We start from the raw sequence: 19,251 nt of genomic DNA on the forward strand, positions 1-19,251 counted from the left end.
AGTACCATGTGCTGGAAGTATCTGCTCAAGACTAGAACTGCGGAGTCGCTTGAACTTCAGCGAGCCGGCTCTTCTGGTTCCACCTGACTATCGCCGCCCTGTTTGTCTTTAACGTCAGCCTCAGCCTCCGCATCTTTGGCTATCCGCCTCCCAGCAAAGCGCGTGATCATCGGCCCAACAAGGCAGGTCACGAAAATTACGATGATGATTGCGTCGACGGTTGTTGCATCGATCAGCTCGGCCTGGAGCGCAGTGACTGCCACCGCGAGCGTCGCAGCAGCCTGGGGCAGTGCGAGTGATGCCATGACGATTCGGGCGGTCGGCCGGTAGCCGAACCACCAGCCGGTCGCCCAGGCGGCGGCAAACTTTGCGAATACGATTGCGAGCAGCAGCATTGCAGCCTCCAGCCATGCTTCGCTGCCGCCGAGCAGCACGTCGAGCTCGAGGCGCATGCCGGTTGAGAGGAAAAAGAACGGGATGAACAGCACCTGACCCGCGAAGCGGACGTGCTCAAGTAGCGGCGGCTGCGACTTCAACGACCGATTCAAGCACAGACCGGCAAGGAATGCCCCCAGGATATTCTTGGTGCCTATCAGTTCAGCGGCCATCGATAACACGAACAACACGGCCAGCACTGCGAGTGCCTTATCGGCACGGTGTGCCCATGGGCGCTCAAAAAACCAACGGCTGGAACGCGGTAAGACGAGAAGGCCGACGGCAACCAGTGCGACGAGCAATACCAGCGGCAGGTAGCCGTCAGGCCCCTTCGTATCGCCGCCGGCTGACTGAAGCACCAGGACCAGCATCACCAAAGCGAGCGTGTCGGTCAGCAATGTGCCGCCGATGGTCGCGACGATAGGGCGGTGGTGCATTAGCTTTTGCCGCTTGATGATCGGATAGCCGAGCAACGTATGCGACGACAAGGCCGCCCCGATCAACAACGCACCAGCCCAGCCATCGGCGAATACGAGGCCGACACCCACCGCTGATACCATCGACAGGATGAACGTTGTAAGTCCGAATCCGATCGCCTCAGCCTTGTGATGGCGGACCACCTCAAGGTCGATCTCGATGCCGGCGAGGAACATGATGTAGACGAGCCCGACGGTGCCGAGCAGCCCGACCACCGGCTCGGACGGCACGAGCTCATAGCCGCCGGGGCCGACCAGCATGCCGATCACCAGCAGCCCGACCAACGCCGGAATGCTCAGCCGCTGGAAGAGCAGGTGCACCAATAGCACCCCTACTGCCAATACGGTTAACTGGAGCATCGGGTCGGAGATAGGCAGTTCGATCATGAGTGGATGCTCCAAGAAAAAAACTAGGGTCAGATGAGCATTTCGCTCGGGGACTGCGGCCAGTTCAAACTGACCCCTTTATCCGCTGATTCACTCCCGCATCTCGTTGCGGCGCATGGGCATTGCATCGATGTCCGCAAACAGAGCCTCTAGATCGACCTGGTCCAGCCGGTCTTTCACTCCGCCATCCTTACCGATCAGGATCACCTGGCCGGGCTCGATCCGGTAGGTCTGCAGGGTGTTGGCCTTTAGCTCCGGTGCCATTGGTCCCGAGTAGTTGGTAAGGGTTCTGGAGTCCTTGAATACCAGCCAGAGGAGATCGCGATCTGTAACGCCGGCTGCATTGTCTTCGAGTAGGGATGCTGCCTTCTCTGCGTCGGCCACTTCATTAACAACGATGATCCGGTTTTGCCATTGCAAGCTGGAAAGGTCGGTCAGCATAGGTTGCTCGCTGCTTTGCGCACAGAGACTGAACAGGAGAAGAAGGAGGGTGATGTACCGCATAGATTGATCTCCAGATACTTGGCCCAGGCCCGTATGGACGCCAGTGAACTGATCCCCGAGCGTACCGATACATCAAAAGTAACCATACCCAGCCTATGGTGAGTGGACCGATGAGAACCGGAAGCTAATATCGTAGCAGTCACTGTGCGATCACACTTCGGCCGTCATGGCAGAACAATGGATTACCCTTCAGGAGCACTCATGGTCCCTTTCAGACATTCCCTGATTTTTCTCGCTACTCTTGGGCTGTTGACGGCCTGCGACAACTCAACAAACGCAGATGACACAGATCAAGCTTCTGCGCCGTCCAATTCAGCCCAGGCAGCTCCTGCAGAATCGTCTTCCAGTGCGGCCGATACCGAATCTGCTGAAACAACGGCGGCATCGGATCAGGACGAGGCGGAATCAACCGATTCTGGTACGCCGTTTTCCGTCAGCGAGGTGACGCGGTTCGAGCAACCCTGGGCCATGACATTCCTGCCAGACGGCCGACTGCTGGTGACAGAGATGGCGGGTAACCTGCGTTTGCACGATCTCGACAAAGGCGAGACCGGCAGCATCGAGGGCGTGCCCGACGTGGTTCAAGCCGGACAGGGTGGCCTGGGTGATGTGCTCGTGCATCCGCAGTTCAAGGATAATCAGCAGATCTATATCAGCTATGTCGAGGCTGGAGACGGCGGTTCTGGTGCGGCGGTCGCCCGGGCGCGGCTGGTATTGGACGAGAATGGTGGCGGCGAGCTTGAAGATCTGGAAGTTATCTGGCGGCAGACACCGAAGGTGTCTGGCGATGGTCATTTCAGTCACCGGCTTGCCTTTGATGATGAAGGAAAGCTGTGGATCAGCTCCGGCGAGCGGCAAAAGTTCGACCCGGCTCAGGACATGGACGGTAATCTGGGCAAAATGATCAGACTGAACGCCGACGGCAGCGTGCCTGACGGTAATCCTTTTACCGATCAGGGCGAGGTGGCGGCCCAGGTCTGGTCGTTGGGTCACCGCAATATTCTCGGCATGGCATTCGATGCTGACGGCAGGTTGTGGGCCCATGAAATGGGGCCAGAAGGTGGCGATGAGCTGAACCTGATCGAAAAGGGTGCCAACTACGGTTACCCGATCGTATCCAACGGCGAGCACTATGACGGCAGGGACATCCCCGATCACGATACCCGCCCAGAGTTTGAGGCGCCCGTTATCACCTGGACGCCGGTCATTTCACCGGCAGGGTTCATCATTTATGACGGCGAGCTTTTCCCGGAGTGGAAGGGTAGCGGCTTTATCGGCGGCCTCTCATCCAATGGGTTGGTGCGTGTCGCGTTCGATGGAGAAAACGCCCGGGAGGCGGAACGCTTTGATCTGGAGCGTCGTATACGCGAGGTCGAGCAAGGACCGGACGGCGCAGTCTGGCTCCTGGAAGATGGTCGGCGTGGAGGCAACGGCACGCTGCTGAAGCTGACGCCGAAGGAGTAGATCGATAGCAGAGCCAGCCTGGTGCTGGCTCTGCTACGCCTCGCGTTACAACTCCAGATATTCCGCGATCAAGAACGCTTCACCCTTGCCTTCGTGCGCACCGAAGTAGCTGACCGGCTCGCGTTCGCCGTTTTCGATAGACCCCACCTCACAGTCAATGCCGTATTGCTTGGCCAGGCCATTGAACAGGTCCACCGGGTAGTTCAGGTGAATGTTTTTCGTCACCGGCTGGCTGATGCCCAGCTCCCAATCAGCACAGTCCTCGCTGTCGCAGGCGTTGATCAGGGTGACATCGTTAGCCGTATTGGCTTCGGCATAAGCCTGTAAGGCCGCCTGCAGTTCAGGCAGGCTCTGCCGTAGTTTCTTTTCCCGCTTTTCTTCCAGGCGGTCACAGGCAACAAGAAAGTAGACAAGCATCTGAAGTATCCGGTTTGGCGGCAACACCCAGCCCGTTGCCGATCAATGAAGGTTGCCGTCAGTTTACCTGCTTACGACGTGCGAGGGAGCCGCAACGTGACTCGTTACACATCCCGGCGTGCGAACTGGCGGGCATCCCGTAGACTGAGCAAACACTCATCTCGAGAGAACCCATAATGTTCGGCCTATTCAAGAGCGACCCGGCAAAGAAGTTGCGCAAGCAGTACAACGCCAAGCTGGAAGCGGCCATGCAGGCGCAGCGTAACGGCGATATTCGCACGTACTCCATGCTGACTCAGGAGGCCGATACGCTGTGGAAGCAGCTGGAGCCGTTGGAGAAACAGCGAGGATGAATGAACTGGCCTCTCGCCTGATGTTATCCCTGTTCATCGTTGCCCTTGTGGGCTGCAGTGCCGTCCCAGAGGGCGAGGGCGGTACGTCTGTTGGCTTCACCGAAACCGGGCTGGCGTCCTTCTACGCGGACCACCACCAGAACCAGAAGACCGCCAACGGTGAGCGCTATAGCCACAAGCTGAATACCGCCGCGCACAAGAAGTTGCCCTTCGGCTCTCAGGTGCGGGTGACCAACCTTCAGACGGGCAAGAGCGTGGTGGTCCGGATCAACGACCGCGGCCCCTTTGTGCGCGGGCGGATCATTGACCTGTCCAAGTCGGCGTTCAGCAAGATCGGCAACACCTCTGCGGGGGTGCTGAAGGTGAAGATCGAAGTGATCAAGTGATGTCCGTCAGCTGCGGTAAGAGGGTTTCATACCGTCCGGGTCAAGGTCAGGTACCGTGCGATACCCCGCCATTACCAGACTGAACACACCAAACAGCAACAGGCCGATCGCCACCAGCGTGAATAACACGCCGGCATCTCTCAGGGAGGAGACTGCCTCGCCCAGTGTCTTGACCTGCGAAGAACTGGACAGCCACGCCGATTGCACAAAGGACCAACTGATCACCGCAAAGACCACTGCTCTGGCAGCGAAACCAGCGTGGCCGATGAATTTGGTGAAACCAGGTGCGCGGGGCGAAATCCGTTGCATGAATTCGCCCGAAATAGCTTTTTTTGCTTGAGCCAATGCAGCCCCCAGGAAGCACAGACCAACAATCCCTACCACGATGGCCCCGAACTCCATCGACAATATGGTATTGGTCGCTTGTTGTGCTTCCCCTCCGCCCCCGCCGCCGGAGGATTGCTGATTACCCTGGGCGAACTGGAAGGCGGTGTACGCCAGCACCAGGTGGGCCAGGCCGCTGGCACCGTGCCCCAGCCGCTGGGCAATGCCCTTCTTGTCTCGGCCATAATTTTCTGCGTCAAAAAGCAGTGAAGACAGGCGGTAGAGCGCATAGCCGACCAGACCCAGTGCGCACAAATAGAGTATGGGGGTGCCACCTGGCACTTCCTGCAGGTAATCAAAAACGCCTTGCGGACCCTCGCTTGCCTGGCTTTGCCCTGTGGCAGCCAGGAAGAGGTAACCGAGCAGAAGATACACCACCCCACGAGCGGCAAAGCCCAAGCGTACCAGCCAGCTAAATTTTTCAGATTTGTCTACCATGACCAGTTCCTTCAGTTGAAAGCATCACCCGCAGCAGGCGAATACTCGGTCGGATGACTGCGTGGAGGCCTACCTACTCGGACTCCAAAAGATGTAGGAGGTCAAACGCGGGGGTTGGTTCAGGAAGAGCGGAGAGGTGTGCGTAGACGGGAGAATGGCGGCAGTTGCGAGTGAGCTGACGCCGGGCCTGCGTTTCCAGCGCCCCAAGACACACGTTCTCCGAGGGTAAAAAGTAATGTCCTTTGTTGTTGTGTTGCTGTTGCTGTTGCTGGAAACAGCGCATCCGTACGGTTTGAATTGGTCTGTTGGCTCTGCGCCTGGCACTGCTGGCGACATCTGCGCACCGGCATGCCAAAACTATCACGGCGCTTCCGGACTTGCGTTAACCGGAATGAGCTATATCGACGAAATGAAAGCGGGTGCTGTGCGGAGCCGGGCGGCACTTTTTCAGGCGATGCATTAAGGATGCGAGATTGTCTAGGCTTGTACGGGCAGCCGCGCGGTTGAAAACCGATGATGTGTCAATTTAACCGCTTCCGCCACAGCCTGGCTTGTTCTCCCGATTTGGGCAACCTACATGCTTCGGTTCAGCGTGCTCGGCCGCGTTGGTCCAAAGCAGCGCTTGCCCAAAACCCAGATTCCGACGCGAGCGGTTTTTGGAAAGGTGGCAGGACGCGCAAAGCGGGGTGGTGATAAACTTTGCCTTTCGCTAGATCGTATGCCGAACGAAAAAGGAATTTTCGATGCAACCAAGGGGGAAGTGGTTTCCGACGGTCGCCATCTCTTTAGCTATCGCGCTGGGGGGATGCAAGGAAGATCGAGGCGGAGCGGAGTCCGACGCCAAGCATTCTGAACCACGCATATTGATAACTCAGTCGAGCGGCCTGGCAGCAGGGATACCCGCGACGCCCTTGATAAGGAAACCTCTTCCAGTCGCGGAGCATACAAGGCGCGCTCATGACTACCGCGTTTTCCAAGCGGAGCTTCCGATCGTTCCTCCAGCGGCGCTTCAGGACGCCGAAATCTATCTCGGTAAGTATGATGCTCTGCAAGGCGATGCGTTGTACGTACTGGAGGTGCCTGACGGCTGGGATGGAGATGGCCTGATTATGTGGGCTCGCGGTTATGCCGGCGACGGCGATATCCTGACTTTGCCTACGCCTCCCGCCGCATGGCGCCAAGCGGTCATAGGTGCGGGGTACGCTTGGGCGGCTTCGTCCTATTCGGCCAATTTCTATGACGCCCGGGCCGGCTTGGAAGATACCAACAAGCTCGCTCTGAACGTGATGAGCTATGTCGAGCGTGATTCAGGTGCACGGCTTTCTGTACCTAATCAGTATCTTATTTCCGGCGCGGGCATGGGCGGGCACGTTGCCGCCGCTGCAGTCGACCGAGAGAACAATGAGCGCACCAACTCCAAGGTCCCCTACGAAGGCGCTGCACCTTTCTGTCAATCCGAGCAGAACCAATTTCAATGGCTCGGAGATTACACTTGGTTGATGATGGAACTAGCTGGATACGGTGATGAAGACTACTCCAAATTTCCAGAACTAGTCGGCCAGTTTCAGTATGTCGATACCCTGCCATCGCTAGTCCGCTTCGGTCCGATGGTAGACGCCCTGTTCTTTCGACAACCACCCGGCGAGCCGAAATGGCTCTAGCCCACGGGATTCGGCGGGTACCCCTTGATGAACATCGCTACGTATTTGACCGGAGGTCAGCGGCCTGTCTTTACGTTAGGCTTCATGTCCGTGTACCAAGATGTGGTTATGAGCACCGGCGGCGGTGACGGGACGATCAACGGAATTCTGGGAAAAAACTTTTACGGTAATGAAAGTCAGTTTTATCGGTTTTCCGGTACTCCAGCGAAGACCATGGAAGAGTTTATCTTTAACGCCGGGGTCTCTCGAGTTACCGCTGACCCGGATGCGAATCCCCTTCGCGACGATGGGGTGCGTTGGATTCCATTGGTAAACGGAGATTTCGATGTGCCGGTGCTGACTATGCACACGCTCGGCGACTTCTATGTACCGTTCCGTCATCAGCAGTTATACCGTGAGCGGGCGATCGCAAGCGGGAATGACGATTGGCTTGTGCAGCGAGCGATTCGGGCGCCAGGTCATTGCGACTTCTCGGCAGGTGAATACCAGGTAGCGCTCGCCGATTGGCTGCAGTGGGTGAATCAAGGTGTCAAGCCGACCGGTGATGACGTGCTCACTCCAGAGATAGTCGCAGATTTCAACTACGGGTGCGCATACACCGTCGGCCAACGCCCCCTGGTAGGAGTCTGCCCGCCCGATAGTCTGCATGCGAAATCTGGCGTTATGCAAAACGATGTTATTAGGCGGTTTCCCTGAGGGGAGGCGGCGACCTCCGCTTGTGCGAAAAAGGAAAAAGGCGGCGAGAATGCGCAGATTGCGTCGCGATAAACACTGCATTTCGCTAGAGTCAAATGCCGAAAGAAAAGGGAATTTTCGATGCAACCAAGAGGAAAGTGGTTTCCGACGCTCACCATCTATTTAGCTATAGCGCTCGGAGGATGTAAGGACGATCGAGGCGGAGCGGGGTCAGACGCCGGGTATTCTCAGCCACGCACACTGATAACTCAGTCGAGCGACCTGGCAGCAGCAATACCTCCAGCGACGCCCTTGATTAGGAAACCGCTTCCAGTATCGCGATCGGCTCAGATCGAGGAGGTCGTTAGCGCTTCAAATGACCCTGCCCTAGTGTCAGGGAATGACGTGTTAGTCGAGGTATTGGTCTCCAATCCCATGGACGCAGTGGCAGACGTGTTGGTTACGCTGAACGGTGTCGACGTTACGAGCGAATTCGATTTGCGAACGCAACATCGCATTATCGGGCTAGTTTCCGGTCTTGAAATTGGCGAAAACACGATCATCGCATCGTCCCGCACCAACCCGTCGTCGTCCGCGCAACTAATCGTAAGAAATCATCCATCCTCAGGACCTATATTTTCTGGCCCGCATCTTCAGCCTTGGATTTGTGCTCAGCCGAGCCCAACCACAGTTACAGTTGTTAACCCGGCCAGCGGAGATTCCGCAGAAGCGGAGGCACGTGTAAGCGGATTGTCCAACCTGCCGGACTCAGACTGCAATATCCCACAGGAAGTGAGCTATTACTACCAGCCCGCCAGCATCTCAGGTTATTGCAGGCCCGATACTCATTCACCGAACGCGTGCTTCATTCCGTTTGATGTCGCCAATCCTCCACTCGATAACGAGATCGCCAGATTCAAGAATGATCGAGGTGATACTGTTCGAAAAATCCTTGCGGTTGAGCGCGGGGCACTGAATCGAGGGATGTATTATTTAATGGTGTATCACGATCCTGAGAAACCTCATCACCCCGCGCAACCGCAGAAAGGTTGGAACAATAAGTTGATTCTTAATTTCGGAGGGAATATATGGGGCGGCCGATACCAAATCCCTTCGTCGGGCTATTTCCCTGATCCTGTAGTGCTGGCGCTGCATGCAGGGTATATGTTCGTCAACACGACCTTGAATGACTACAGGAACAACTTCAATCACGCCGTAGGCGCGGAAGCGCTTATGATGTTAAAAGAGCGAATCGTAGAAACGTACGGGCCAATTCGCTACACCGTAGGCATCGGGGCTAAAGGTGGGTCCACCGCTGCGCTGTCTGTAGCTGGCAGTTATCCAGGGCTGATTAATGGATTGGTTGTCAGCGAAAGTACCGCGGATGAATTGACCATGCGTATCGAAGCCTCTGAGTGCGCGCTGTTCAGTGGTCCCGGTGGATATCTTTCAACCATTCCTTCGGACGAGCAAGACGAGTTGGCACTTAGCTTTAGCGGTCATTTCGCTGCTAGTAATTGTGTAAACTTGAACCAAGATTATCATCTATGGGGCGCGAGACCGGGTTTCGCAACAAATTGCGGCGAGATTTTTCCATCCAGCCTCGTATTCCATCCGACAGAAAACCCCGGCGGTGTGCGTTGCTCGCATGTAGAACATAATGTCAACATGCTTGGCAGCAGCGCCTACCCAGACGGTGTTACCCGAGCAAACCAGCCACTGGATAACGTGGGGGTGCAGTACGGCTTGATGGCTCTGCGTCGTGGCACCATCTCACCCGAGCGGTTCGTGCACTTGAACGAAAATATTGGTCAGCACGATGGGGACTTCAGTCGTGTTCCTGGAGTACGTAGGAACGAAGCTAAGGTTGAGGCTCTAGAAAGAGCTTATCGTTCAGGAATGGTGACGAATGGGCGTCACCTGGCAAGCGTCGCAATTATTGACATGCGGCCAAGCGAGCAGGCTTGGAGCAATACGCTGAGCTGGAGAGTCCTTCCTCTGCGCAAGAGATTAACTGACGCAAACGGCCGTTACGACAATCATATCATTTGGGCATATTCCTCAATATCCCCCCCTCAAATAAACGCTTTCACCGCGATGGACCGTTGGTTGGAGACTGTCGAAGCAGATGATACCGATCGTTCCAATGCGGAAAAGGTGGCAGCAGCTAAACCAACGGACGTTACTGATCAATGCTTGACTAAGTTCGATCTAGAGATAATAGATATAGGATGGGGCTCCCAGGACTGTCCGGTGAAGTTTGGTATGTCACCTCGCCAGGTCGCTGGGGGGCCGCTCGCCGAAGACGTACTTAAGTGCCAACTCAAGCCGCTTGTTCTGGAAAGTGATGATTACACTCTGATTGAAAATGGTGCTGCGATAGTCTTTACTTCAGAACAGCGAGTGCGACTGAAGTCCGTCTTTGCAGAGGGCGTCTGCGATTGGACGAAGCCGGGGGTTGGTCAGCAAGCCAGTCCCGGTTGGATGAGCTTCGCCGATGGCCCCGACGGAAAACCTCTAGAGTTAACTTCGTATGGTCCTGGCGAGAAATAAAGGTTGCCAGTGTGATGACGAAACACGGTAGATCGGAGGATTGGCTATAGGCGACGCGTACGCTTCTCGATGAGAGGCATAGTGGATCCAGCGATACCTGGAACCAACATAGGCCCTGTGAAGCCGGCAGCGGGAGCGCTCGATGGCGCGCTCGTCAAAGCGTTCGCTCAACCCAGACCGGTAGAAGGCGAGTTTCGGCAAACCGAGTTATTTTGACGGAGAACACTAACTCATCTGTACTCGATCGAGGCGAAGCAAGGCGTTATGCCCGATCCTAACGCTTGTTGTTCTCGTCTGCACAGCTCTAGCTCGATTACCCGGATGCCTACCAATCATTCCGGACGTTCGAACCAGGCTAACTCTAACGGCACAGCGTCGGGGCCATTGACGTAACTCATCCAGCCTGGGTTCAGTTGCTGTCCCACGCCTGGCTTACCCCAATCACACACACCGTCAGCGAACACCTTCTGTAGCCGGTCTTGCTGGTGTGCTGTAAAGGTTATCCGATCACCACTGCCGGCGAACGTATAATCCTTACTCTTCAAATCGAGCGGTTTGAGTCGACACTTGAGTATATTCTCAGTCGCTGGTCCACCTGCAACCTGGCGGGGTGACAGGTTGAATTTTACGGGACACTCTGGCGCATCAAGGCTCATTTCCTGCACCGCGCCTTGTCCCGTGCCGGCCAAACAGCGATCGGTTGCTTCAGCAGGCTTCGCAACGATCACCTTCTCCGTTAGGAGGCGCGGGGTATCATCCTTTTCTATTGCGCTGAGCCAACTATCCATGGTCTTAAACGCCGCCTCGCTCAGCGGGGGCATGGAATGGAACGCCCAGATCACGTGGTTGTCATGGTGATGATGAACGTCAACGAGCCGCTGACGTACCGACTGAGAGCGCCAGTTTAAGTCTTGACTCCAGGACGTTTCATTTATTCGGAGGTCGATGATCGGCACGTTGCCCAGGTAACGGCCGTCGGTGACCATTCCTGAGCGATAAGCCCTTTCCAAGCTTTCGAGTGTTGCAACACTTCGCCGAGGGCCCGCGACTCTTACATGGTCCTGACTGTAGTAACCAATGTTTTCATTGATATGCACGAACTCTTCCGGGGACATGGTGCCGTTCCTCAAAGACAGCAAACCATACTGAATCCCAGTATTATCCAATGGATGGCCAGCTCTCGTTACGCCGTCCGGGCCAGTATGTCGGCCGAGCAGGTTAACGTTGTGTTCGAGATGAGAACATCTCACGCCGCCGGGATGGTGGGTCGGATTATATTGCAAGTACGGATGGAACGTGGGGCCACAGCTTGTATGCGAGCTAGGGTTGAGTGCCTGCAACCGTCCGCCATTCAAGCTGAGGCAATGACTGAAATCGTAGTGGCCGCTAAATGTCATCGACATGCGGTCTCGTTCCTGCCAGTCAAGCGTAGGGAAGTTAGAAAGATAGCCACCAGTAGCGCTAAACAGACCACAGTCTATCGCTTCGATGCTGGTGGTGAGTTCATCGGCATGGGTTTGTTCTGTAATGAGCCCGTCCAGAAGACCAGGATACGCTGACGCTATGGACAGCTGCGTGAGCGAGCCGCCCGAACTTCCAGTCCCCACTGCGTATCGAATTGGGCCGTAAGTCTCTACGATACGTTCTCTCATCATCATCAGTGCTTCAGCTCCGACGGCATGATTGGAACTGCTGGAATGGTCAGTCAGCGTGGTCGTTGCAAGCATGTAACCAGCCCGAAGGGCGGCTTCGTTAAAGAAAGGAGAGTTTGGTGGTGCCTGGCGTCGGCTCCCCCAAATATTTCCTGCAAAAGAGAAGACGACCTTGTTGTTCCAGCCCTTCTGGGGTTGTGCAGCGTGATGCGGCTGAGCCGGGTCATGGAAAGTCACTAAGGAGAACATCCCTCGGTTTAGCGCACCGCGCTCTACCGCTATAATGCTACGAACTGTATCGCCTCGGTCATTGGTGAATCGCGCAATGTCACTATCGGCCGGTGGGGTGGCAGGATTGAACGGGATGAAGCAAGGCTTTTCGCCCTCTATAGTCATAAAGCAGAAGCTTTCCGCTCGAGCTAGCGGTTGGTAGTAATAGCGGGTTTCGCTAGCCATGTCACAGTTTGCGTCCGGCTCTACGGCCAGCCCGCTTACAGGTGCGGTCATCTCGGCCGATCGTCCAGTCGCCGGATCGGTCACTGTCACCCATTTTTCTTTAGGCTGAGCACAGACCCAGGGCTGTAAATGCGGACCAGAAAATATTGGTCCCGACGAAGAATGGTTCGTTACTACCAACCGCGCGGACAACGACGGATTTGCCCAGGATGAAGCAACGATAGTGTTTTCGCCAACTTCAAGACCTGAGACTAGCCCAATGTATCGATTTTGCGCTCGCAGCCCGAATTCGCTCGTTACGACGACACCGTTAAGCGTTACAATGACATCGGCAGCTGCTTCCATTAGGTTCGTGACCAGTACCTCGACCAACACGTCATTGCCTGACACTAGAGCAGGGTCATTTGAAAGACTGATGACACCCTTAATCTCGGCTGATCTCGAGACTGGAAGGGGCTTTCTAACTAGTGGCATCGGTGCGGGCAATAGCGCTAGGGCGCGTACCTGAGGTAACTCTGTGCTTTGCTCCGAATGCTCTTGATCTAAATCCGGTGCACCTCGATTGTTTTTGCATCCACCCAGGAGAATAATTAGAGATACGGCGAGTAATGGAGCCCACTTCCGTTCTTGTCGCATCGAAAATTCCTTTTTTCGTTAGCATATGAATGTGTCTAAAAGCGCAGCTTTGTCTTGATCACGTTGGCACATCTTGACTGCCATTTGTTGAAACAGCAACGTTAAGGCGAGGCAAAACTACGAAGCAACTGGACCACATCCATACTACTGTTGATGAAATGCAAGCTTTGGATTGACGCCATTGCAGTGGTGAGCGTTTTTTTGCGAGCGCAAACGCACCGGCCTAGCTGATGACGCTACCGTTTCGTCTAGGCCTAGCCTAGCCTGGCCTGGCAGAGGCCGTCCGCTGGCTGCGGTCGTCCACTTGCGTCGTTCAATCGCTTGAGGGGCCTACTACTGGTCGGATCCGGTTGGCTGAGGCTACTGGCCTGAAAGGTCGCCAAGCGGGCCGAGACTGACGCTTCGGTACCGAGCTGTTAACCGTCAAACCTTTAGCTGTCTTTGACTGCGTACTTGTCCTTCATCAAATACGCATAGGCTGTATTGAAAGCCACTTCCTGAAAGGCCTTGAGGCCGGTGCCGGCATAATCGATCTGAATCGGGTTGCGCTTCAGCGAGTCCTTGATATCAGTCGTCGACATGATGACCACGTTCAGGTCGGTGATCAGCTCGATGGCCGCCTCCAGCTTGAAACCGACCGCGCCGCCAGCAAACTTGCCCTTCATTGGTCGCTGGCGGATGACAACCTGGTCTACCTGGTAGTCCTCCATCAGCTTGGCAAAGGTCTGCTGGAAATAGCGCAATTCAGTCGTGCTGTTGACGTCCTTCAGGGTCAGCTTCCGAGAGCGAAAATCGGGTAGCTCAAAGATGTCGTCGCTCAACGACAACAAGCACACGTTCACGTCATTACTGTTGATCTCAACGCCACACACTCTCATGGAACACCCCATCTAGCTGAATTGGCGCAGTGTAGCGCAAACGCTGGGCGGATCTGTCGATTGCCGCTTAGTCGAGTGGTTTGAATGGTTGGGAGGTATCTGGGATGAACGCGTGCCCGCCGAAGCTGTTACGCATGGCGGCCAAGAGCTTGTCGCCGTAGGAGTCGGGCTCGCGCGAGCGTAGCCGCTCGAGCAGCGCCAGGGTGATCACTGGCGCCGAAACATCCAGCGCGATTGCTTCGGCTACAGCCCATCGCCCTTCGCCTGAGTCGCGGACATAAGGAGCGATCCCCTTCAATCCTGGGTTGTCCTTCAGCGCCGAGGCGGTCAGATCCAGCAGCCATGACCGCACGACGCTGCCGTTGCGCCAGAGATCGGCAATTTGATGCACGTCCAGATCAAGCTCCGTCTTCTTGCTGAGGATGCTGAAGCCTTCGGCCAAGGCCTGCATCATGCCGTACTCGATGCCGTTATGGACCATCTTGCTGAAATGCCCGGCACCGGCTGGTCCGACGTGGGCCCAGCCGCGGTCAGGCGAGGGCGCGAGCGCCTGGAAGATCGGCGTGAGTCGCTCAACGGGCGCCTGCTCCCCGCCGATCATCAGGCAGTAACCCTCGGTCAGGCCCCAGATACCCCCACTGGTACCGCAATCTAGGTAGTTGAGCTGGTGTTGTGCGTATTCCCGGGAGCGGCGCATGCTGTCCTGATAGAAGGAATTGCCGCCGTCCACCAGCGTGTCGCCTGGCTCGAGCAGCGGCAGCAGCTCGTCGATCATGGTTTGAGTGATGACGCCGGCAGGAAGCATCAGCCATACCACGCGCGGGGTCGGTAGTTGTTGCACCAGCTTCGCTGCCGAATCCACGCTTCGGCCTCCCTGTTGCGCAAACACCTCGCGGACCGTCGGCTGAGCGTCCAGCCCGACCACCTCATGCCCGCTCTGCATCAGTCGTTGCGCCATATTCGCGCCCATACGTCCCAGACCAATCATGCCGAGCTGCATCAGTATCCTCCGGTAATTCGCTGTGGTTACGAAAAGGCGGCTTGTGCCTTTCAGGATTCTCTCAAGCCTAGTTCACCGTTCATGATTCGGACGGCCTGCGGTGCGCGATGTGCGAGGAGAAAGGATCGCCGCATACCACCCAATCACCATGGTGTATGCGGCCAGAAAGTAACGGCTGAACATCCATGTGCTGCCCTAAGATAGCGGCACAACAATAAGCAGGGTTTCAGCATGAAGAAATGGATCATCTCGGTCGCGGTGCTGCTGGTGGTGGGGAGCGGCGTTCTGTGGGCGACGGCCGACAAGGATATGCGCAGGCTGGCGCTGAACTTCCCGACCAACGAGAGCGTGCTGTTCTGGTCAACCGAGCAGCGCGATGCTGCTTTCCGGGCCATGGACCGCTTGCCGGTTCTTTCGGATGCGCGGGTGATTCCCGCTGGTGACAATGCCTACCCGTTACCTGAGGGTGCGCCGCTGGATATCGATCTGGACGTCGACGCTTATATGAAATCGCAGCGCGCCGCCGCGCTGATCATCGTCCATGACGGCAAGATTCGGCTTGAGCAGTACGGGCTGGACTTTGGCCCTGAAGGTCGCTGGACCAGCTTCTCGGTGGCCAAATCCTTTACCTCGACACTGGTCGGTGCGGCTATCAAGGACGGTCACATCAAGAGCATCGATGATGCCGTATCGGACTACATCCCCGACCTCAAGGGCTCCGCCTAGACAACGTTACCATCAAGCAACTGCTGACGATGACGTCGGGTGTGAAATGGAACGAGGATTACGCAGACCCGCAATCGGATGTTGCGCAGTTCAGCAGGCATGAACCCGAGCCGGGCGTCGATATCACGGTGAGCTACATGCGCCAATTAGAATCCGAGGCGGAGCCGGGCACCAAGTGGGTCTACAAGACCGGCGAGACCAATCTGATCGGCGTGCTGGCCAGTTCGGCTAGCGGCAAGACCCTGTCGGAATACCTGTCAGAAAAGGTCTGGAAGCCGTTTGGCATGGAACAGGACGCGACCTGGCTGCTGGGCTCCACCGGGCATGAAATCAGCGGTTGCTGCGTACAGGCTGCGACCCGGGATTATGCGCGCTTCGGGCTGTTCATCATGGGCGGTGGACTGGTCGATGGTGAGCCGGTATTGCCCGAGGGCTGGATCGCCGAGGCAACCACCAAGCAGGCAGATATCGGCAAACCCGGGGCGGGCTACGGCTACCAATGGTGGACTCTCGATGACGGCGCCTATATCGCCCAGGGCATCTTCGGTCAGGCCATCTTTATCGATCCCAAGAGGCGACTGGTGATCGCCTCGAACGGTAACTGGCCCCAGGCAACCGACCGCCAGGGCGATCAGGGTGAGGAGCGGCTGGCGTTCTTCCGGCAGGTGCAGAAGGCAATTGATCGGGAGGCTCAGCGTTAGCTTCAGCCAGCCGTGGGAAGGGGCAGATCAATCTGCTCCTCTGGTTTGAGGCGACTTCGGGCCGATAGGCCAACAACTGTCACAGCCATGACAGACTCATCCTCACTGAGCCGCTACCTTCAAATCCATGTCGGGCGACTGGTTGCCTGCGAAACAGGGAGAATCGCGCTATGTCATTTGAGTCGAAGGTAGTCTGGGTTACCGGGGCGTCGTCGGGTATCGGTGAGGCACTGGCCAACGCACTGTTTGCTCAAGGTGCCTATGTAATCCTTTCCGGTCGACGCGCCGATGCGCTGCAGGCGCTGGCTGATCAGGCGCCGGAGCGCACGCTGGTGCTGGCCTTCGATACCACCGACTACGACCGATTGCCGGCTCTGGTCGAGCAGGCCTGGAGCTGGCGTGGGCGCGTTGATGTGCTGATCAACAATGCGGGTATCAGTCAGCGCAGTCTGGCGCTGGACACCTCGCTGGATGTGTATCGGCAGCTGATCGAGGTGGACTACATGGCGCCGCTGGCGTTGACTCAGGCCCTGCTGCCGCGGTTGGTGGAGCAGGGTGGCGGCCAGCTGGCGGTGGTCAGCTCGGTGGCGGGCAAGGTGGGCACGGCGCTGCGCACTGGCTACTGCGGTGCCAAGCACGCGGTGGTGGGTTACTTCGAAGCGCTGCGTGCGGAAGTCGAAGAAGCCTATGGCATTGGCGTGAGCATCATCATTCCCGGCTCAGTGCGCACCGATATCGCAAAGAATGCGCTGGAAGGGAGTGGCTCGGCGCGTGGGCGGTCCGATGCGAATATCGAGAACGGTATCGATCCAGTCGCAGCAGCGCACACCATCCTGAATGGACTGGCGGCGCGTCAGCATGACATCGTCGTAGCGGAGGGCATGGAGCTGGGTGCGCTACAGTTGCGCACGAACGATCCGGCCAAGTTGTTCATGATTACCAGCAAGGAGGGCGCGCGTCTGGCCAAGGTGCGAGAAGAGCTGGGCGCAGGGGCATCGGTTGATCCAAGGGCGGTGAACAAAGACTGACGGGGCGCAGTGATAGCGCCCCGGCTGGACACAATTTCTTACATGCAATCGCTGCGTCTGCTCCCTTGAAACGCGCCGCCGCGACCTTATAAGAATCTTGCAAACGGAGTGGCGCTGCGGCGTTTCGTTTCAGAGGGTGGCGCAGCACATTCCGGTTTTCTTCTTGGCACGAACATAGGGAGGAAACCCATCATGTCCAACAATGTGAAGCAATTGGTCACTCAGGGTAACGCTACCGAGAACAAGCGCGACATCGCCGCGCCCCGACTTGATACCGTCAGCGGTCTGCGTCGGCAGGTCGACAGCCTGTTCGATGAGTTCTTTCGCGATCCGATCCTGTCCCTTGCCCGCGCGCAGGAGCCAGGAGCGTACTGGCGCAGCGAGTCCGGCCCGGGCAGCCTGGCCGTAGACGTCATCGAGACCGACAAGTCCTACGAGATCATCGCGGACCTGCCCGGCCTGACCGAAAAGGACGTCGAGGTGACGCTGTCGCACGGCAACCTGATCATTCAGGGCGAGAAGAAGCTCGAGCGGGATGAAACGAAGCAGACCTACCATCTTTCCGAGCGGTGGCAGGGTAGCTTCAAGCGTGTGTTCAGACTGCCGAAGGGCGTCGATGCCGAGCGTATCGAAGCGAGCTTCAGCAAGAGCGTAATGACCATAAGCCTGCCGAAGACTCCGGAAAGCATCAAGCCGGAGAAGGTGATCAAAATCAAAGCGTCATGAGCTATCAAAACCCCGGTTGAACGACCGGGGTTTTTTGGCGCACCCGATCAAAGGCGGTGTGAACCTGCGCCCTCTGCTATCGCGTCCTTGTCACCCGAAGCCGCAGACCCTGTGAAGGGAACCTCCGGCTTTCAAAGGACTCAACCCGAAGGTAGGCGAGGCCTCCGGCCTGCGGATTTCACCGCAACGATCGGGGCTGGCTTCCTCTGGAAGTTGAAGTCGACTCATGGCGTCGGCCTAACATTCTGGCGCAGAGTGTTCGCCCGGCGAGCATGGATCCACTGCTGTAGAGACGAATAACAACTCAGGCGAAAAGGTTGAAAGCACTATGGCGGAGGACACTGGTTATCCTAAATCCGAGTCAATTCGAAAAACCAATCCAGCAGCTTTCCTCCGAGGATTTCTGCAGGAGCCGAGCCAGGTAGGATCGATCATTCCGAGCTCGCGCTTCCTCGAACAACGGATCGTCGATGCCTCGAATCTATCTGCTGCCACGCGAGTGGTGGAGCTGGGGCCTGGTACCGGCGGCACCACGCGAACCTTCCTTCGGCACCTTGGCCCGGATGCGCGATTGCTCTCGATCGAACTGAGCCCTTACTTCCACGATCTGCTTGGCGAGATCGAAGACCCGCGCTTCATCAACCACCTGGGCAGCGCCGCGGATCTGGCCGACATCCTGGCGCAGCACGGCATGGAGCAACCGGATGTGGTGATTTCCGGCATTCCATTCTCGAAGATGCCGCAGCCCGTTGCGACGCGCGTGGCGCAGGCGGTCAAGGATTCGCTGGGGGAGAACGGGCGCTTCGTTGCTTATCAGTTCCGACGTGATGTCGCCGGGTACACCAACCCGATCATGGGCGCGCCCGCCGGTTGCACGCTTGAACTGCGGAATATCCCGCCGATGCGGGTTTATAGCTGGTACAAGACGGCAGATTGAACTGGTATCAGATTTCGCGGCTAGGCCTGTCTGGCGAATTTGAGTAAGATTCTTGGCGGTGATAGGAGCACTGGATCGCTCCGTATAGAAACAGGGATGACGTTACATGCATTCAGACTGGGATGATGCCCCGCAACGCATCAGAAAGCGGAAAGATACTCGTCGGTTCGCAGCTGTCTTGCTTGCGGTCGCGGTCTCGGTTGCCGTGGCGCTACTGGTTGGGCAAGCCTATTTGACTTCGGGTAGACCGATTCTTACCTCCTGGCAGACCGAACGCGCTCCGCAGGTTCCACCCCTTCCTACTTCGAGGACAGACGCACCGTCTGTTGCAATCACCAAGCCCAGTCATCCACCACCCCAGAAAACGCCTGAAGAATT

The 19,251-nt window shown here is 56.9% G+C and carries 19 protein-coding genes; 12 read left to right on the forward strand and 7 right to left on the reverse strand.

The window, feature by feature from the left end:
* Nucleotides 1–56: 56 nt before the first annotated feature.
* A complete protein-coding gene (locus BLT85_RS04210; RefSeq protein WP_093391979.1) occupies nt 57–1,298 on the reverse strand; it encodes a cation:proton antiporter in 1,242 nt (413 codons plus the stop codon).
* Nucleotides 1,299–1,388: 90 nt separating this feature from the next.
* Entirely contained in the window at nt 1,389–1,802 is a 414-nt protein-coding gene (locus tag BLT85_RS04215) for a DUF4174 domain-containing protein (protein WP_093391980.1), read from the reverse strand.
* A 144-nt stretch (nt 1,803–1,946) separates the two neighbouring features.
* On the opposite strand from BLT85_RS04215, the gene BLT85_RS04220 reads away from it, so the two are divergent.
* The gene (locus BLT85_RS04220; RefSeq protein ID WP_231701535.1) at nt 1,947–3,266 is read left to right on the forward strand and encodes a PQQ-dependent sugar dehydrogenase; all 1,320 of its coding nucleotides are present in this window, start codon (nt 1,947–1,949) and stop codon (nt 3,264–3,266) included.
* Between the two features lie 45 nt (nt 3,267–3,311).
* Here the strand turns inward: BLT85_RS04220 and BLT85_RS04225 are convergent, their stop codons facing one another.
* The gene (locus BLT85_RS04225; protein WP_093391982.1) at nt 3,312–3,683 is read right to left on the reverse strand and encodes a hypothetical protein; all 372 of its coding nucleotides are present in this window, start codon (nt 3,681–3,683) and stop codon (nt 3,312–3,314) included.
* A 176-nt stretch (nt 3,684–3,859) separates the two neighbouring features.
* On the opposite strand from BLT85_RS04225, the gene BLT85_RS16620 reads away from it, so the two are divergent.
* Nucleotides 3,860–4,036: a DUF6435 family protein gene (locus BLT85_RS16620; RefSeq protein WP_157718120.1), complete on the forward strand. Its 177-nt coding sequence runs from the start codon at nt 3,860–3,862 to the stop codon at nt 4,034–4,036.
* Entirely contained in the window at nt 4,033–4,422 is a 390-nt protein-coding gene (locus tag BLT85_RS04230) for a septal ring lytic transglycosylase RlpA family protein (RefSeq protein WP_093391983.1), read from the forward strand. Before BLT85_RS16620 ends, BLT85_RS04230 begins: the two co-directional genes overlap by 4 nt.
* Before the next feature lie 6 nt (nt 4,423–4,428).
* Here BLT85_RS04230 and BLT85_RS04235 read toward each other — a convergent pair whose 3' ends face one another.
* Nucleotides 4,429–5,244, reverse strand: a complete 816-nt coding sequence (locus BLT85_RS04235) for a DUF1206 domain-containing protein (protein WP_093391984.1) — start codon at nt 5,242–5,244, stop codon at nt 4,429–4,431.
* Nucleotides 5,245–5,479: 235 nt separating this feature from the next.
* Here BLT85_RS04235 and BLT85_RS16625 point away from each other — a divergent pair, with 235 nt between their 5' ends.
* The 4 genes from BLT85_RS16625 to BLT85_RS04250 all read left to right on the forward strand — a co-directional run bounded on the left by BLT85_RS16625 (nt 5,480) and on the right by BLT85_RS04250 (nt 10,133).
* On the forward strand, nt 5,480–5,707 hold the full coding sequence (locus BLT85_RS16625) for a hypothetical protein (RefSeq protein ID WP_157718121.1): 228 nt from the start codon (nt 5,480–5,482) through the stop codon (nt 5,705–5,707).
* A gap of 280 nt (nt 5,708–5,987) precedes the next feature.
* Nucleotides 5,988–6,905, forward strand: a complete 918-nt coding sequence (locus tag BLT85_RS04240; protein WP_093391985.1) for a hypothetical protein — start codon at nt 5,988–5,990, stop codon at nt 6,903–6,905.
* A 27-nt stretch (nt 6,906–6,932) separates the two neighbouring features.
* Entirely contained in the window at nt 6,933–7,601 is a 669-nt protein-coding gene (locus BLT85_RS04245; RefSeq protein WP_093391986.1) for a hypothetical protein, read from the forward strand.
* Between the two features lie 384 nt (nt 7,602–7,985).
* Nucleotides 7,986–10,133 (forward strand): DUF6351 family protein, encoded by a 2,148-nt coding sequence (locus tag BLT85_RS04250; protein ID WP_157718122.1) that lies wholly within the window; start codon nt 7,986–7,988, stop codon nt 10,131–10,133.
* A gap of 332 nt (nt 10,134–10,465) precedes the next feature.
* Here the strand turns inward: BLT85_RS04250 and BLT85_RS16630 are convergent, their stop codons facing one another.
* The 3 genes from BLT85_RS16630 to gnd form a co-directional block, all read right to left on the reverse strand.
* The gene (locus tag BLT85_RS16630; RefSeq protein WP_331456730.1) at nt 10,466–12,877 is read right to left on the reverse strand and encodes a DUF6351 family protein; all 2,412 of its coding nucleotides are present in this window, start codon (nt 12,875–12,877) and stop codon (nt 10,466–10,468) included.
* Nucleotides 12,878–13,308: 431 nt separating this feature from the next.
* Nucleotides 13,309–13,755 (reverse strand): DUF3010 family protein, encoded by a 447-nt coding sequence (locus BLT85_RS04265; protein ID WP_093391990.1) that lies wholly within the window; start codon nt 13,753–13,755, stop codon nt 13,309–13,311.
* Nucleotides 13,756–13,822: 67 nt separating this feature from the next.
* Nucleotides 13,823–14,755 (reverse strand): phosphogluconate dehydrogenase (NAD(+)-dependent, decarboxylating), encoded by a 933-nt coding sequence (gene gnd, locus BLT85_RS04270; RefSeq protein ID WP_093391991.1) that lies wholly within the window; start codon nt 14,753–14,755, stop codon nt 13,823–13,825.
* Between the two features lie 231 nt (nt 14,756–14,986).
* Between gnd and BLT85_RS16940 the strand changes: the two genes are divergently transcribed.
* The 5 genes from BLT85_RS16940 (at nt 14,987) to BLT85_RS04290 (ending at nt 18,873) form a co-directional block, all read left to right on the forward strand.
* Complete coding sequence (locus BLT85_RS16940) at nt 14,987–15,481, forward strand: serine hydrolase (RefSeq protein WP_197673868.1); 495 nt, start codon at nt 14,987–14,989, stop codon at nt 15,479–15,481.
* Nucleotides 15,482–15,510: 29 nt separating this feature from the next.
* Nucleotides 15,511–16,182 (forward strand): serine hydrolase domain-containing protein, encoded by a 672-nt coding sequence (locus BLT85_RS16760; RefSeq protein WP_197673869.1) that lies wholly within the window; start codon nt 15,511–15,513, stop codon nt 16,180–16,182.
* Between the two features lie 170 nt (nt 16,183–16,352).
* Nucleotides 16,353–17,210: an SDR family NAD(P)-dependent oxidoreductase gene (locus BLT85_RS04280; RefSeq protein ID WP_093391992.1), complete on the forward strand. Its 858-nt coding sequence runs from the start codon at nt 16,353–16,355 to the stop codon at nt 17,208–17,210.
* 192 nt (nt 17,211–17,402) lie between these two features.
* Nucleotides 17,403–17,936 (forward strand): Hsp20/alpha crystallin family protein, encoded by a 534-nt coding sequence (locus BLT85_RS04285; protein ID WP_093391993.1) that lies wholly within the window; start codon nt 17,403–17,405, stop codon nt 17,934–17,936.
* Between the two features lie 328 nt (nt 17,937–18,264).
* Nucleotides 18,265–18,873 carry a class I SAM-dependent methyltransferase gene (locus tag BLT85_RS04290; protein WP_093391994.1) on the forward strand — a complete coding sequence of 203 codons (609 nt, stop codon included), beginning with the start codon at nt 18,265–18,267 and terminating at the stop codon, nt 18,871–18,873.
* The last annotated feature ends 378 nt before the right edge of the window (nt 18,874–19,251 follow it).

The organism is Halopseudomonas xinjiangensis, from assembly GCF_900104945.1.
In the GTDB taxonomy this organism is placed as follows: domain Bacteria; phylum Pseudomonadota; class Gammaproteobacteria; order Pseudomonadales; family Pseudomonadaceae; genus Halopseudomonas; species Halopseudomonas xinjiangensis.